A 14,182-nucleotide genomic window follows, 5' to 3' on the forward strand; every position below is an offset into this window, starting at 1 on the left:
CGGAATGAAGGCTGTGACGTACGCCACTTCTGACCGGATGATGGGCCCACGCCCTGAAGCAGGTCAATGGAGATCGACCAAAAATCGTTCAGGACCAGACCATTAACCGATGCCGGCCACCCTGCCCCGCCGCCAAATTACGTTGCCGATCCGGCTGCCGCGACCGCATGCTTGACCACGTGACCAGGCCCGATCACAACGGGCCACCACCGGGCGCTCGGCAACGCCCGGTCCGCGGCGGCGCGGGGCACCCACCATCTCTCTCTCACGCACGGCGCTGCGCCGTGCCCGACGGGTCCCCGCGCCGCCGCCCTCCCGGCCGCGGCCCGCCGCTCAGGCGAACAGCAGGCCGGCCACCCAGAGACCGGCCACGGTCAACCCGGCGAGGAACTCCACCAGCATCGAGAGCCCGGCCGCCTTGAGCGCCTGCACCGTGGCCGGCCACGCGAGCGCGTTGCTGCCCAGCCGCAGCCGCTCGGCGCCCCACACCCCGGCGACGAAACCGAGCAGCAGCCCCACCACCGGGATCACGAAGAAGCCCACCACCCCCAACAGGCCGCCCGCCAGCAGCGACGACGTGGGCACGCCGCTCTGCTTGAGGTTGCGCCCCGGCCAGGCGTACTTGACCACCGCCCCGCCGGCCGTCACGACCGAGGCGAGGGCGAGCACCACCCACCGCCCCGGCCCGGCACCGCCGAAGACGGCCCAGACCAGCACCCCGCCCCAGCACAGCGGCAGCGCCGGAAGGCCCGGCACCACCACCCCCGCCAGGCCGGCCAGGATCGCCAGCCCGGCGACCAGCGTGACCACCGCCTGCGTGTCCGTCAGCCCCACGCCGCCACTCTCCCGCACGCCGGGCGGGCCGCCGCGCCCGGCACCCGGCCACCGCGCCCCGCCAGGCCCCGCGCCGAGGCGCCGGCCACCCGGCCACCACGCCCACCCGGGCGTACGCCCGTCACGTCCCCTCCCCGCGGAGCCGGGCGGTGATCTCGGCCGCGGGCGCCGGCGGACCGAACCAGCGCCCCTGCCCGGTGTCGCAGCGCAGCGCCCGCAGCCGTTCGGCCTGCACCTCGGTCTCCACCGCCTCGGCCGTCACCCACAGCTCCAGGGCGTGCGCCAACCGGACCAGGGCGTCCACGATCCGCTCGTCCCGGTGGCCGGCCACCGCCTCCGGACCGTCGCCACGGATGCCCTCCACGAACGGACCGGCGAGCTTCAGGCAGTGGATCGGCAGCCGGCGCAGGTACGCCAGGTTCGAGTACCCGGTCCCGAAGTCGTCGATCGCCAGCCGTACGCCCAACCCGGCCAGGCGGTGCAGCGACCGCAGCGGCTCCCCGGCGGTCCCCATCACGGCGCTCTCGGTCAGCTCCAGCTGCAACAGCCCGGCGGGGAGACCGCTGCACGCCAGCGCGTCGGCGACCGTGTCCACGATGGCCGGGTCCTCCGCCTGCCGGGCCGCGAGGTTGACACTCACCACCAGCTGGGCCTCGGGGAACGCGCTCCGCCACGCCTCCGCGTCCCGGCACGCCCGCCGCAGCACCCACTCGCCGAGCTGGACGATCAGGCCGGTCTCCTCGGCCAGGCCGATGAACCGGTCCGGGCCGACCAGGCCCAGCTCGGGATGCTGCCAGCGGACGAGCGCCTCGACGGCCACCATCGAGCCCTCCAGCAGGGACACGATCGGCTGGTAGTGCAGCACGAACTCGCCCCGGTCCAGGGCCGCCGGCAGCCCGGCGACGAGCGCGGAACGGGCGATGTCCCGAGCGCTGCGCTCCGGATCCCACACCGCCCACCGGCTCCGCCCCTCGGCCTTGGCCCAGTACAGCGTGGTGTCGGCGGCCTTCATCAGCTCCGAAGCGCTGGTCGCGCCGACCGGGCACTCGACGATGCCGACACTCGCCGAGACCGCGAGCTGGTGGTCACCGATGCGGACCGGGGCGGCGACAGCGGCCAGGGCGGCCTCGGCCACCGCCACCACGTCGTCGATCTCCTCCGCGTCGTCGACCAGGATGACGAACTCGTCGCCGCCCATCCGGGCGACCAGATGGCCGCGACCGGCGACGCAGTCGGCCAGCCGGCGGGCGATCGCCATCAGCAACTGGTCGCCGAGGTCGTGGCCGAGGCTGTCGTTGACCGCCTTGAAGCCGTCCAGGTCGAGGAAGCAGAGGCCGACGCGGCGCTCGGCGTCGGTGGTGTCGAGGACCAGGGCGAGGGTCTCGAAGAAGAGGGTGCGGTTGGGCAGGCCGGTGAGCGGGTCGTGCAACGCCTGGAAGCGGAGCCGCTGCTGGAGCTCGTACCGCTCGGTGATGTCCTCGACCATCGCCACCGTGAACCGGGGGCGGCCGTCGTCGTACCGGATCAGCGAGACGGCCAGGTCCGTCCAGACGACGCTGCCGTCCTTGCGGTAGTAGCGCTTCTCGACCCGGGCGGAGTCGTGTTTGCCCTCGATCAGCTCCTGGTACAGCTCCCACATGCCGGCCGCGTCGTCGGGGTGGAACAGCGACGCCACGTTGATCTGCCGCAGCTCGTCGATGGAGTAGCCGAGCATGTCGGCGAAGGCCTGGTTGACGTCGATGATCCGACCGTCGACGCCGGCGATGCCGATGCCCATGGCCGCGCCGGTGAACACCGCACGGAAGCGGGCCTCACTGTCGCGCAGCGCCTGCTCCACCTCGTCCCGGGCCTGCCAGGCGGAGCGGGCGATCCGCTCCTGCTGGGCGAAGGTGCGGTCGCGCAGCGCGCGGGCGAACCCGGCCGCCAGCGCGCCCTGCGTCGCGGCGACGCGGTCGGCCGTCCCGGCCGTGGGCGCCCGGTCGGGCAGCACCTGGGCGACGAAGCAATCGCCGAGGGCCCGCACGGACCAGTCGAGCACACCCGGCTCGGTCAGGTGCGCCTCGACCAGCGCCCGACCGACGTCGGCGGCCGGGCGGGTCGAGAACGGCTCGGCGAGCAGAGCCCGCGCCAGCCGGACGGTGTGCAGGTGCAGCAGCCGCTCCGTCTCACCGGCGCTCATCGGCACGAAGCCGAGCCGGCGCACGGCACGGGCCCACTCGGCCGCGTACCCCCGGGCGCCGGCCCGGCTGACGTCGTGCCCGCCCGGCTCCGGGACGGCGGCCACCTCGATCAGCCGGCGGGCCGGTCGTACCGGGCCACACCGCCGAACGCGCCGAACTGCTCCGGCTTGTCGTCCACGTCGGACGGCGAGTCGGGCCGCCACAGCGGCATGTGGACGACGCCCGGCTCGAGGATCGTCCAGTCCCCGAAGAAGCCGGTGATCTCGGCGCGGGAGCGCAGCGTGATCTCGGTGTCGGTCCGCGCCGACAGCCGCTGGGCGTCGAGCATCTCCTGCGGCTGGTCCTCGTACGTGGAGTGGGAGATCACGAGGTGGCTGCCCGGTGCGGCGGCGGCCCGCAGCGTGGCCAGGATGTCGCCCGGCCGGTCGGCGTCCGGGATGAAGTGCACCACCCCGGCGAGCAGGATGCCGAGCGGCCGGTTGAAGTCGAGCAGGCCGGACTCGCGGGACTCGGCGAGGATGCGCTCCGGCTCCCGCAGGTCGGCGTGGACCACCCCGGTCAGGTCGTTGCCGACCAGCAGCTCCCGGCTGTGCGCCACGGCCACCGGGTCGATGTCCACGTACACCACCCGGGCCTTCGGGTTCGTGGACTGGGCCACCTCGTGCACGTTGCCGACGGTCGGGATGCCGGAGCCGATGTCGAGGAACTGGTCGATACCGGCGTCCAGCAGCACGCGTACGGCGCGGCGGAGGAACTCCCGGCCCGCGCGCATCGTGCCCGCCAGGTTCGGCGTCATGCTGGCGATCTGCTCGGCGAGCTGCCGGTCGATCTCGAAGTTGTGGGCACCGCCCAGGAAGTAGTCGTACACCCGTGCCGCGCTGGGCCGGGAGAGGTCGATCTCGGCGGGAAGTCCGTCCGGCATCTGCACTGTGCTGCACCCCAAGTCGTCGCCGCGGTGCGGGAGGGAACCGGTGTCGGGGCGCGTGCGGACACACGGAGGCCCACCGGCCGACCCGCGGGTCGTGTGGTGCCCACCACTCTAGGCCCGCCCCACCCGGTACGGGAGATCCAAGCCGGACGACGTCGCCCGCCGGCCCCCGCCGTCACCCAGCGGAACCGACCGACCACAGTGGCCGGTGGTCACCGTACCGCGTCCCCCGGCGCCCGGCGGACGCGGTACGGCCGGCTCAGCCGGCGGCCTCCAGCAGCAGCGAGATGCCCTGGCCCACGCCGACGCACATCGTGGCGAGCGCGCGCCGGCCGCCGCGGCGACGCAGCTCCAACGCGGCGGTCAGGGCCAGCCGGGCGCCACTCGCGCCGAGCGGGTGCCCGAGCGCGATCGCGCCGCCGTTCGGGTTGACGTGCTCGGCGTCCTCGGGCAGGCCCAGCTCGCGCAGCACGGCCACCGCCTGCGCGGCGAACGCCTCGTTCAGCTCGACCACGTCCACGTCGCCCAGCGCCAGGCCGCGCCGGTCGAGCAGCTTACGGGTGGCCGGCACCGGACCCACCCCCATGATCCGCGGGGGTACGCCGGCCGCGGCGGCGCCCGCCACCCGGGCCAGCGGGGTGAGCCCGTACCGGGCGACCGCGGCCTCCGACGCGACCAGCAGCGCCACCGCGCCGTCGTTGACGCCCGAGGAGTTGCCGGCGGTCACCGTGCCGCCCTCGCGGAACGGCGTGGGCAGCGCCGCGAGCTTCTCCAGCGACGTCTCCCGAGGGTGCTCGTCGACCTCGACCAGCTTCGTCTCCCGCCGGCCGGCGGGGGCGGTGACCGGCACGATCTCCTCGGCGAACCGGCCGTCGGCCTGCGCCTTCGCGGCCCGCTGCTGGGACCGGAACGCGAACCCGTCCTGGGCGGCACGGTCGACGCCGTACTCGGCGGCCACGTTCTCCGCCGTCTCCGGCATCGAGTCGATGCCCCAGCCCCGCTTCATCAGCGGGTTGACCAGCCGCCAGCCGATGGTGGTGTCGTACACCTCGGCGGTGCGGGCGAACGCGGTCTCCGCCTTGGGCAGCACGAACGGCGCCCGGCTCATGCTCTCCACGCCACCCGCCACCACGAGGTCGGCCTCGCCGGCGACGATCGAGCGGGCGGCGGACGCGAGGGCGTCCAGGCCGGAGCCGCAGAGCCGGTTGACGGTGCTGCCGGGCACCTCCTCGGGCAGGCCGCCGAGCAGCGCCGCCATCCGCGCGACGTTGCGGTTGTCCTCGCCGGCCTGGTTCGCGCATCCGAGGACGACGTCGTCGGTGCGGGCCCAGTCCACCGACGGGTGGCGGGCGACCAGCTCGCGGATCACGTGTGCGGCCAGGTCGTCGGGGCGGACGCCGGCGAGCGCGCCGGCGTACCGGCCGATCGGGGTGCGGACACCGGCCACCAGGTATGCCACGGTCATCGCGAGTCCTCTGGGGGTGGGAAGGGTGGGGTCGGAGCGCCCGCCGGGTCGCGGCCGGCGTTCCGGGGGCCAGGATATCCGCGCGCGGACGGGATAGGTTGACGGCATGGCCCGGGCCCAGTTCAGCGCAGAGACCAGTCGCGGTGGCGAGTTCGTACGCCAGCCCAACCGGTTCACCGGTCGGGTCACCCCGCATTCCACCTCGGTGCCGGGTGGTGGGCCGGACGACCAGGACCGTTGGCCGGTGGAGCCGGGCCGCTACCGGCTGATCTGGTGCCGCGCCTGTCCCTGGGCGCACCGGGCCCGGATCGTCCGCAGCCTGCTCGGGCTGGACGACGTGATCTCCCTCGGCACCGTGGACCCGATCCGGGACGAGCGGGGTTGGCGGTTCACCCTCGACCCGGACGCGTTCGACCCGGTGCTCGGGATCGGCTACCTCTCCGAGGCGTACCTGGCGAGCGACCCCGACTACACCGGCCGGGTCACCGTTCCGGCGCTGGTCGACACGCTCACCGGTCGGGTGGTCACCAACGACTACCCGCAGCTCACGCTCGACTTCTCCACCGAGTGGCGACGTTTCCACAAGCCGGGGGCGCCGGACCTGTACCCGGTGGAGCTGCGCCCGGAGATGGACGCGCTGATGGCGGAGATCCACCGGGACGTCAACAACGGCGTCTACCGGTGCGGGTTCGCCACCTCCCAGTCGGCGTACGACGAGGCGTTCCGGGCGCTCTTCGCCCGGCTGGACGCGCTGTCGGAGCGGCTGGCCGGCCGGCGCTACCTGATGGGCGACTCGATCACCGAGGCCGACGTCCGCCTGTTCACCACGCTGGTGCGCTTCGACGTGGCGTACCACGGGCACTTCAAGTGCAACCGGCAGAAGCTGACCGAGATGCCGGTGCTGTGGGCGTACGCCCGGGACCTGTTCCAGACGCCGGGCTTCGGCGAGACGGTGGACTTCGACCACATCAAGCGGCACTACTACGCCACCCACAAGATGATCAACCCCACCGGGATCGTGCCGCTGGGTCCGGACCTCGCCGGCTGGACGACGCCCCACGGACGTGGCTGACCGGCGCCGGGGCACCGCGACCGCCCGCCGGCCCCCGGCCGGGTCCGCCGCCGTGGGCACTCGCCGGGCGGCTGCCGCGGCGGTCGCGGCCGGCAGCACCGTCGCCGGGGTCGCCGCGGTGACCGTCGCCGTGGTCGCCGGTCCCGGCCCCGGTCTGACCGGGTACGTCAGCGAGGCCGGCGTGGCCGGCAGCGCGTACGCCCCGGCGTACCGGATCGGGGTCTTCGCCCTCGCCACGGCGTTGCTGCTGCTCGCGGCGGCGCTTCCGGCGGCGCTGCGGCCGGCGGCGGCGCTGCTCGCCGCCGGTGGTCTCTGCACCCTGCTCTCCGGCGCGGTCACGTGCAGCGCCGGCTGCCCGTTGCCGCCGTTCGAGCGGGCCACGGTGGCCGACCTGGTGCACGGCGGGGCCAGCATCGCCGCGACGGCGGCGGTGGTGTTCGCGATGCTGGCGGTGCTGCTCTCCCCCGCCGCGCACCGGCCGCTGCGCCGGATCGCCGGCGTGGGCGTCGCCCTGGCGCTGCCGCTGTCCGGGGCGATCGGCCTGGCGATGCTGACGGTCGGCCGGAGCGGCCTGGTCGGGGTGCTGGAGCGGCTGCTGCTGGCGGTGGCCGCCGGCTGGGGTCTGGCCACCGCCGCCGCGCTCGGCGCGGCCCGGCGGTGAGGAGACCCGGGCTGTAAGGAGCGTCACCCAAGTCGGTCCTTCCAGCCGTGCGTGCGCCGCGAGTAGCGTCGGCCAACGATGACCAACGTCTGGAACCTCACCGTGCGCCTGTACGTCGACCTCCGACTGCAGGCCAGCGGCGTCTGTCCGGCGCGGCTTCTCCCCTGACGCCGCCCTGACCGACCCCCTCCAGACTTGGACCTTCCGTGCGCAGAGTTCCCTTTTCCATGCAGATCCTGCTCGGGCTCGTTCTCGGCGTGGCGCTCGGCTTCCTGGCCCGCGCCAACGACCTGACCTGGCTCGCCAGCACCCTCGACACCGTCGGCGGCCTGTTCGTCCAGCTGCTCAAGCTGGCCGTGCCGCCGCTGGTCTTCACCGCGATCGTGGTCAGCGTGGTCAGCCTGCGGGGCGTGACGAACGCCGCCCGGCTGGCGCTGAAGACCCTGCTCTGGTTCGGCGTGACCGCGCTGGTCGCGGTGGGCGTCGGCATCGGCCTCGGCGTCCTCACCGACCCCGGCCGCGGCGTCACCCTGGACACCGCCGCCGCCACCGCCCCGAAGAAGACCGGCTCGTGGACCGACTTCCTCACCGGCATCGTGCCGACCAACCCGGTCGGCGCGTTCGTCGAGGGCAACGTGCTCCAGATCGTCTTCCTCGCCCTCGTCGTCGGCGCCGCCGCACTGCTCGTCGGCCCGGCCGCCGAGCCGTTCGTCGCGCTCAACCGCGCGCTGCTGGAGATCGTCCAGAAGGCGCTGTGGTGGGTGATCCGGCTCGCCCCGATCGGCGCCCTGGGCCTGATCGGCAACGCCGTCGCCTCGTACGGCTGGGACCTGCTGGCCCCGCTCGCGCGCTTCACCACCGCCGTGTACGTGGGCTGCGCGATCGTGCTGTTCGTCGTCTACCCGCTGCTGCTTCTCGGCGCCGGCCGGCTCAACCCGCTGCGCTTCTTCGCCGGCGCCTGGCCGGCGATCGAGCTGGCGTTCGTCTCCCGCTCCTCGGTGGGCACCATGCCGGTGACCCAGCGCTCGGTCGAGCGCCTCGGCGTCCCCCGCGAGTACGCCTCCTTCGCGGTGCCCTTCGGGGCCACCACGAAGATGGACGGCTGCGCGGCGATCTACCCGGCCCTGGCCGCGATCTTCGTGGCACAGGTCTTCGGGGTGGACCTGGGCGTCACCGACTACCTGCTGATCGCATTCGTCTCCGTGGTCGGCTCGGCGGCGACCGCCGGCCTGACCGGTGCGATCGTCATGCTGACCCTGACCCTGAGCACGCTCGGCCTGCCGCTGGCCGGCGCGGGCCTGCTACTGGCCATCGACCCGATCCTCGACATGATCCGGACCGCCACCAACGTGACCGGTCAGGCGCTCGTGCCGACGATCGTCGCCGCCCGGGAGGGCACCCTCGACCGGACCGCGTACGACTCGGCCGGCCGGCGCGCCGCCGTCGAGCGCGAACCCCGCCCGGCCCGGGACGAGGACCTGGCGCCGGTCCCGGCCTGACCATCCCGTCCGCGACGGAGGGCACCGCACCGGTGTCCTCCGTCGCGCAGTCGAGAGGATGACGAGATGAGCACCCTGTTCACCCCCCTCGCCCTGCGCGCGGTGACGCTGCCCAACCGGGTGGCCCTCGCGCCGATGTGCCAGTACACCGCCGGCCCGGACGGCCTGCCGACCGGCTGGCACCTCGTGCACCTCGGCACCCGGGCCGTCGGCGGCGCCGGCCTGGTCCTGACCGAGGCCACCGCGGTGCTGCCCGACGGGCGGATCAGCCCCCAGGACACCGGCCTCTGGTCCGGCGCGCACGTCGACGCGTGGCGGCCGGTCACCGCGTTCGTCGCCGCGCAGGGCGCGGTGCCGGCGGTGCAGTTGGCGCACGCCGGATTCAAGGCCTCCACGTACCGGCCGTGGGAGCCGCGACGGGGTGGCGTTCCGGACACCGAGGGTGGCTGGACCCCCGTCGGCCCGGGCAACGAACCCTTCGTTCCCGACTACCGGCGTCCGACCGCGCTGGACGAGTCCGGCATCGCCGCAGTGGTCGAGGCGTTCGCGGCGGCGGCCGGTCGCGCCGTCGACGCCGGCTTCCAGGCGGTCGAGATCCACGCCGCGCACGGCTACCTGTTGCACGAGTTCCTGTCGCCGCTGACGAACCACCGCACCGACGGGTGGGGCGGCGACCGCGCGGGCCGGATGCGCCTCACCCTGGCCGTGGCGCGGGCGGTCCGCGCCGCCGTCGGCGAGGACCTGCCGGTGCTGGCCCGGATCTCCGCCACCGACTGGGTTGACGGCGGCTGGTCGGTCGACGACAGCGTCGTCCTCGCCGGCGAACTGGCCGCCGCCGGCGTCGACCTCGTCGACTGCTCCTCCGGCGGGGCGTCCCCCGACGCGACGGTGCCCGTCGGCCCGGGCTACCAGGTGCCCCTGGCCGCCCGCATCCGGCGGGAGGCCGGCGTGGCCACCGGCGCGGTGGGGCTCATCGTCGAGCCGGAGCAGGCCGAGCAGATCGTGGCGGCCGGAGAGGCCGACCTGGTGCTGCTCGGCCGGGAACTGCTCCGCGACCCGTACTGGCCGCACCGCGCCGCCGCCAAGCTCGGCACCACCCCCACCTGGCCCTCCCAGTACCTCCGCGCCACCTGACCCACCCCCACCCGCCCCACCCGGGTTGATCATGAGGTTAGCGGGTGGTTCTGCCCGATTTGACCCCGCTAACTTCATGATCGACGCAGCGTCGGGCGGGGGGTGGGGCGGGGGGTGGGGCGGGGGGGTGGGGGCGCGTCAGCCGGCCAGGTGGGACCAGGTTGGTTCCAGGTCGCGCCAGGGGCCCTGGGCGGCGACCCGGCCGTTCTCCAGCACCACGACGTGGTCGGCGCGGACCAGCGCCGCCCGTTTCGACGTCGAGCCGACCACCGTCACGCCGTGCCGGCGCAGCGCCTCCCAGAGCGCCAGCTCGGTGGTGACGTCCAGCGCGGACGACACGTCGTCGGCCACCAGCAGCTCGGTACGCGGTGCGAGTGCCCGGGCCAGCGCGAGGCGCTGGAGCTGCCCGCCGGAGAGCCGGGTGCCCTTGTGTCCGATCATCAGCCCCAGCCCGGCCCCGGACGCCGCGAGGTCGTGGTCGAGCTGGGCGGTCGACACGGCCGCGGCGGCGTCGACCGGATGGCCGAGGGTGATGTTGTCGGCGACCGTCCCGGACAGCACCCGGGGCAGCTGGCCGACGTAACCCACCTGGTGCGGACGCAGGAACAGCTCCGGTTCGGTGACCGGCTCACCGTTCCAGGTCAAACGACCCGTGTGCGGCGCGATCCCGGCCAGAGCCCGCAGCAGTGACGACTTGCCCGAGCCGACCGGCCCGACCACCAGCACGAGTTGGCCGCGCTCCACGGTCAGGTCGACGTCCCGCACGGCCGTCGTGCCGTCGGTGTGCCGGACGCCGAAGCCGGACAGCTCCAGCCGGCGCAGCGGGTGCCGCGGCGGCACGGCCGGCGCCGGTGCCTTCCCGGTGGCCAGGTCCACGTCGGGCAGGGAAGCCGAGTACGCGGCCACGCCGGCCATCGCCATCGTCCGGCGGGTCCACACCCGCGCGGACGGCACCTGCGAGATCAGCGACGCCGTGGTCCACGCGAACCAGCGCGCCGCGGCGAGCGTGGCCACGGCGACCAGGGTCGCCCCCGCCGACAGCGTGCCGGTCAGGAACAGCGCCCAGGCGCCGATCGGCAGCAGCCCGCTGACCAGCGACGGCGTCGACCGGGACCACACCTGCACGGAGATCTCCCGCCGCTGCCGCTCGCTGCGCGTCACGTCCAGGTCGGCGAGGTGGGTGAGCACCGGCCGGGTCGCGCCGGCCAGCTTCACCGTGCGGGCGGCGGACAGCGAGGAGACCAGCGCTGTCGCGAACGCCGCCCGCGCCGCCACCGTCTCCCGCGCGGTGCGCTCCAGGCGAGGGCCGAACAGCGTCGCCGCCAGCCCGGACACCAGCATCGTCCCGGCGAAGAACAGCCCGGGTACGACGCTGCCGGAGATCGCCGTCATCGCCACCAGCAGCACGAGTGCGGCCGCCTGGTCCAGCAGGTTGTCGGCCAGTTGCACGACCCGTTCGGTGTCACCGCCCTGGGCCACCACCTCGGCCGGGGTGTGCGTGCTGACCCGCCGGGGCCCGGTCTGCCCGTGCACGAGGCGCAGGCTGATCCGCAGCATCTGCCGGACCCACCAGCCCGGGAACCAGATGCTCGTGTACCAGGGGACGGGCAGCGTCACCAGCAGCCCGGCGGCGATGCCGAGCGCCGGCAGCCACGGGTCGCCGACGCCGTCGACCACGTCCGCCCAGAGCCACGGCAGCAGCGGGCCGTCCAGGCCGATCAGCACCAGCACCATGAACAGCGCCAGCGCCGCCAGCCCGTACCGCGGGTCGTTGAAGACCAGCCGCACGATCTCCCGCAGCGTGCCCGCGAACGTCGCGGTCGGCGGTGGCGTGCGGTCCTCGGGCGCGGCCCCCGCCGGTGGTGTGCGGTCGGCGGGCTCGGCGGACGGAGCTTGGTCCCCCGGCGCGTCCGGCTCCGGGCCCTCCAGCAGGTCGAGCCCGCCGCCGCGGCTGCGCGTGCCACCCCGGGCGTACGCGGCGGTGTGGCTGGTGGCGAGCAGTTCGGCGAAGCGCTCCGACTCCCGCAGCGGTCCCGCCTCGACCACCGCGCCGTCGGCCAGCACGACCACCTCGTCGCAGTGCCGCACCGAGGAGAGCCGGTGGGCGATGACGATGCCGATCCGGTCGCGCAGCAGCCGCTCGGTGGCGCGTTGCACGCGCGCCTCGGTGACCGGGTCGAGCCGGGCGGTGGCCTCGTCCAGGATCACCACGTGCGGGTCCCGCACCAGGATCCGGGCGAACGCGACCAATTGCTCCTGCCCGGCGGAGAGCACGTGCCCGCCCTCGCCGAGCCGGGTGTGCAGCCCGTCGGGCAGCTCGGCGATCCAGGCGGCGAGACCCAGCTCGTGCAGCGCGCGGGCCGCGTCGTCGAGCAGGCCGGAATCGAAGAGCGCGACGTTCTCGGCGAGCGTCCCGGCCAGGATCTCGGTGCGCTGCGGCACCACGGCGATCCACCGGCGGAGCTGCTCGACGTCGAGGTCGCGCAGGTCGCGGCCGCCGAGGAAGACCGTCCCCGCCGGCACGTCGACGGCCCGGGTGAGCACCTTGGCCAGGGTCGACTTGCCGGAGCCGGTGCGGCCGACCAGCGCGTACGAGCGGCCGCGGGTGAAGGTCAGGTGGACGTCGCGCAGGGCGGGCCCCCGGGTACCGTCGGCCACCGGGTAGCGGAAGGTGAGCCCCCGGACCGAGAGGTCACCGTCGAGCGGGGCCTGCCCGCCGGTGGGCTCCTGCGGCGAGTCCTCCAGCAGCTGCACGCGGCCCCAGGCGCCGAGCGCGTACTGCAGCTCGGGCACCATCCGGCTGACGTGCTCGACGGTGGCGCCGAACGCGATGGCGAGCAGCCACACCGCGGTGAGTCGGGCGCCGTCCATCCGGCCGGTGGCCAGTGCCCACGCCCCGGCGAGCACCACCGCCGCGATCCCCGCACGGGTGACCCCGGCCGCCACGGTCGTCACCTTCGCCGACATCCGCCAGACCCGCAGGCCGCGGGAGAGCACGGCCGCCGCCCGCGTGGCGTAGAGCCGGAGCACGTACGGCTGGGCGAGGCTGGTGCGGACGTCGTCCTGGCCGTGGATGGCCTCCTCCATCACCGCCGCCAGGTCGGACCAGGCCTCCTCCTCCGCCATCCGGGCCGGCACGATCCGGGCGGTGGGCCGGCGCAGGCCGACGACGAGCGCACCGGCCAGCACCAGCATGGTGACGCCGGCCGGCCACCACACGCCGATCGCGACGGCGGTGGAGAGCACACCGACCGCCAGCATCTGCGCGATGCGTACGCCCTGGGCCCGCACGGCGGCGGCGACCTGGTAGACGTCGCCGTCGATGCGGTCGAGCAGCTCACCAACCGGCGTCGTCTCCAGAGTGGGCAGGTCCTGCCCGAACGCGACCCGGCACAGCCGGCGCCGGACGGCGGCGGACCAGTCCGCGGTCACGCCCGCCATCAGCAGGCTGACGACGAGGTCGCTGACGACGGCGGCGACCAGCGCGGCGGCGAGGACGGTGAAGTATCCGGTGGACCGGTGCAGCAGGACCGGCCCGGCCAGGGCCGCGGCGGCCGCCTGGCCGCCGGCGCCGAGCACGACCAGGACGGTCACGATCGCCATGCGGCGGGGCGACGTGGCCCACATGTCGCGGAGCAGACGCACGGCGAGACCCCTTACGGCAGACGGTGGCGGTAGAACCAGCGTCGCCCGAGTCGACCCGGGCGATCAACGCATTTACCCGTCGATGCGTCGCCGCCTGGTGACGCGCGGTAGCGCGTTAACAGGGGGCCCCTCCTCTACCGCAGGCGTTAACAAGGGGCCCTTCCTTACACCTCGGCGACCCGTCGCACGATGGTGAGGAGGGCGTCCTGCACGTCCTCGAGGGGGCGGTCGGGCTGGAAGACGAGCCAGTCCACGGCGACCACCAGGCCGACGCCGAACAGCGCCGACGAGGCGGTCCGCACGTCCAGGTCCGCCGGCAGGTCCCCGCTGGCCACGCCGGCCCGTACGGTCTCGGCGATCACCTCGATCGCCTCGCCGCGCAGCAGCCGCAGGGTCTGCTGCCACTCCCGGTTGGTGCGCCACATCTCCGACAGCAGCAACTGGGCGAAGGCCCGGTAGCGGCGGATGTACTCCAGTTCGGCGCGCACCAGGGCGGCCAGCGCCTCGCGGGGCGGCAACCCGGCCACGGCGGCGCGGAACTCGGCGGTCAGCAGACCGATGCCGTGCCGCAGCAACTCCTCGAAGAGGACCGTCTTGGACTGGAAGTTGTAGTAGACGGTGCCCTTGGCGACGCCGGCGCGGGCGGCGATGTCGTCCACGGTGGTGGCGGAGTAGCCCTGCTCGGCGATGAGTTCCACGGCCGCCTCGAAGAGGCGCTGACGGGTATCCTCCCGCCGCCGGCTCCGTCCGTCCGCCACTCGCTC

General features: G+C 74.5%; 10 protein-coding genes. 4 read left to right on the top strand and 6 right to left on the bottom strand.

Annotation, left to right across the window (positions count from 1 at the left end; genetic code table 11):
• Positions 1 to 333 precede the first annotated feature (333 nt).
• The 4 genes from ACN26Y_RS00670 to pcaF form a co-directional block, all read right to left on the bottom strand.
• Complete coding sequence (locus tag ACN26Y_RS00670) at positions 334 to 834, bottom strand: DUF456 domain-containing protein (protein WP_155333565.1); 501 nt, start codon at positions 832 to 834, stop codon at positions 334 to 336.
• A gap of 121 nt (positions 835 to 955) precedes the next feature.
• A complete protein-coding gene (locus ACN26Y_RS00675) occupies positions 956 to 3,118 on the bottom strand; it encodes a putative bifunctional diguanylate cyclase/phosphodiesterase (protein ID WP_422734080.1) in 2,163 nt (720 codons plus the stop codon).
• 5 nt (positions 3,119 to 3,123) lie between these two features.
• Positions 3,124 to 3,942, bottom strand: a complete 819-nt coding sequence (locus ACN26Y_RS00680) for an SAM-dependent methyltransferase (RefSeq protein WP_155333567.1) — start codon at positions 3,940 to 3,942, stop codon at positions 3,124 to 3,126.
• 259 nt (positions 3,943 to 4,201) lie between these two features.
• A complete protein-coding gene (gene pcaF / locus ACN26Y_RS00685) occupies positions 4,202 to 5,407 on the bottom strand; it encodes a 3-oxoadipyl-CoA thiolase (RefSeq protein WP_422734081.1) in 1,206 nt (401 codons plus the stop codon).
• 106 nt (positions 5,408 to 5,513) lie between these two features.
• Here pcaF and ACN26Y_RS00690 point away from each other — a divergent pair, with 106 nt between their 5' ends.
• The 4 genes from ACN26Y_RS00690 (at position 5,514) to ACN26Y_RS00705 (ending at position 9,773) form a co-directional block, all read left to right on the top strand.
• Positions 5,514 to 6,479 (top strand): glutathione S-transferase family protein, encoded by a 966-nt coding sequence (locus tag ACN26Y_RS00690; protein ID WP_422734082.1) that lies wholly within the window; start codon positions 5,514 to 5,516, stop codon positions 6,477 to 6,479.
• Positions 6,472 to 7,140, top strand: coding sequence for a DUF998 domain-containing protein (locus ACN26Y_RS00695; protein ID WP_366597978.1), 669 nt, complete (start codon positions 6,472 to 6,474; stop codon positions 7,138 to 7,140). Before ACN26Y_RS00690 ends, ACN26Y_RS00695 begins: the two co-directional genes overlap by 8 nt.
• A 206-nt stretch (positions 7,141 to 7,346) precedes the next feature.
• Positions 7,347 to 8,639 carry a dicarboxylate/amino acid:cation symporter gene (locus ACN26Y_RS00700; RefSeq protein ID WP_422734083.1) on the top strand — a complete coding sequence of 431 codons (1,293 nt, stop codon included), beginning with the start codon at positions 7,347 to 7,349 and terminating at the stop codon, positions 8,637 to 8,639.
• Between the two features lie 66 nt (positions 8,640 to 8,705).
• Entirely contained in the window at positions 8,706 to 9,773 is a 1,068-nt protein-coding gene (locus ACN26Y_RS00705; protein WP_422734084.1) for an NADH:flavin oxidoreductase/NADH oxidase, read from the top strand.
• A 138-nt stretch (positions 9,774 to 9,911) separates the two neighbouring features.
• On the opposite strand, the gene ACN26Y_RS00710 is transcribed toward ACN26Y_RS00705, so the two are convergent.
• Positions 9,912 to 13,418 carry an ABC transporter ATP-binding protein gene (locus tag ACN26Y_RS00710; RefSeq protein WP_155333572.1) on the bottom strand — a complete coding sequence of 1,169 codons (3,507 nt, stop codon included), beginning with the start codon at positions 13,416 to 13,418 and terminating at the stop codon, positions 9,912 to 9,914.
• Positions 13,419 to 13,582: 164 nt separating this feature from the next.
• Positions 13,583 to 14,176: a TetR/AcrR family transcriptional regulator gene (locus ACN26Y_RS00715; RefSeq protein WP_155333573.1), complete on the bottom strand. Its 594-nt coding sequence runs from the start codon at positions 14,174 to 14,176 to the stop codon at positions 13,583 to 13,585.
• Positions 14,177 to 14,182: the final 6 nt, after the last annotated feature.

It is taken from the genome of Micromonospora sp. WMMD558 (assembly GCF_049315255.1).
In the GTDB taxonomy this organism is placed as follows: Bacteria; Actinomycetota; Actinomycetes; order Mycobacteriales; family Micromonosporaceae; genus Micromonospora.

Excerpts from the sequence above, each read along its gene's own strand:
- ACN26Y_RS00690 (WP_422734082.1), top strand. The coding sequence starts at position 5,514 with ATGGCCCGGGCCCAGTTCAGCGCAGAGACCAGTCGCGGTGGCGAGTTC.
- ACN26Y_RS00705 (WP_422734084.1), top strand. The coding sequence starts at position 8,706 with ATGAGCACCCTGTTCACCCCCCTCGCCCTGCGCGCGGTGACGCTGCCC.
- pcaF (WP_422734081.1), bottom strand. The coding sequence starts at position 5,407 with ATGACCGTGGCATACCTGGTGGCCGGTGTCCGCACCCCGATCGGCCGG.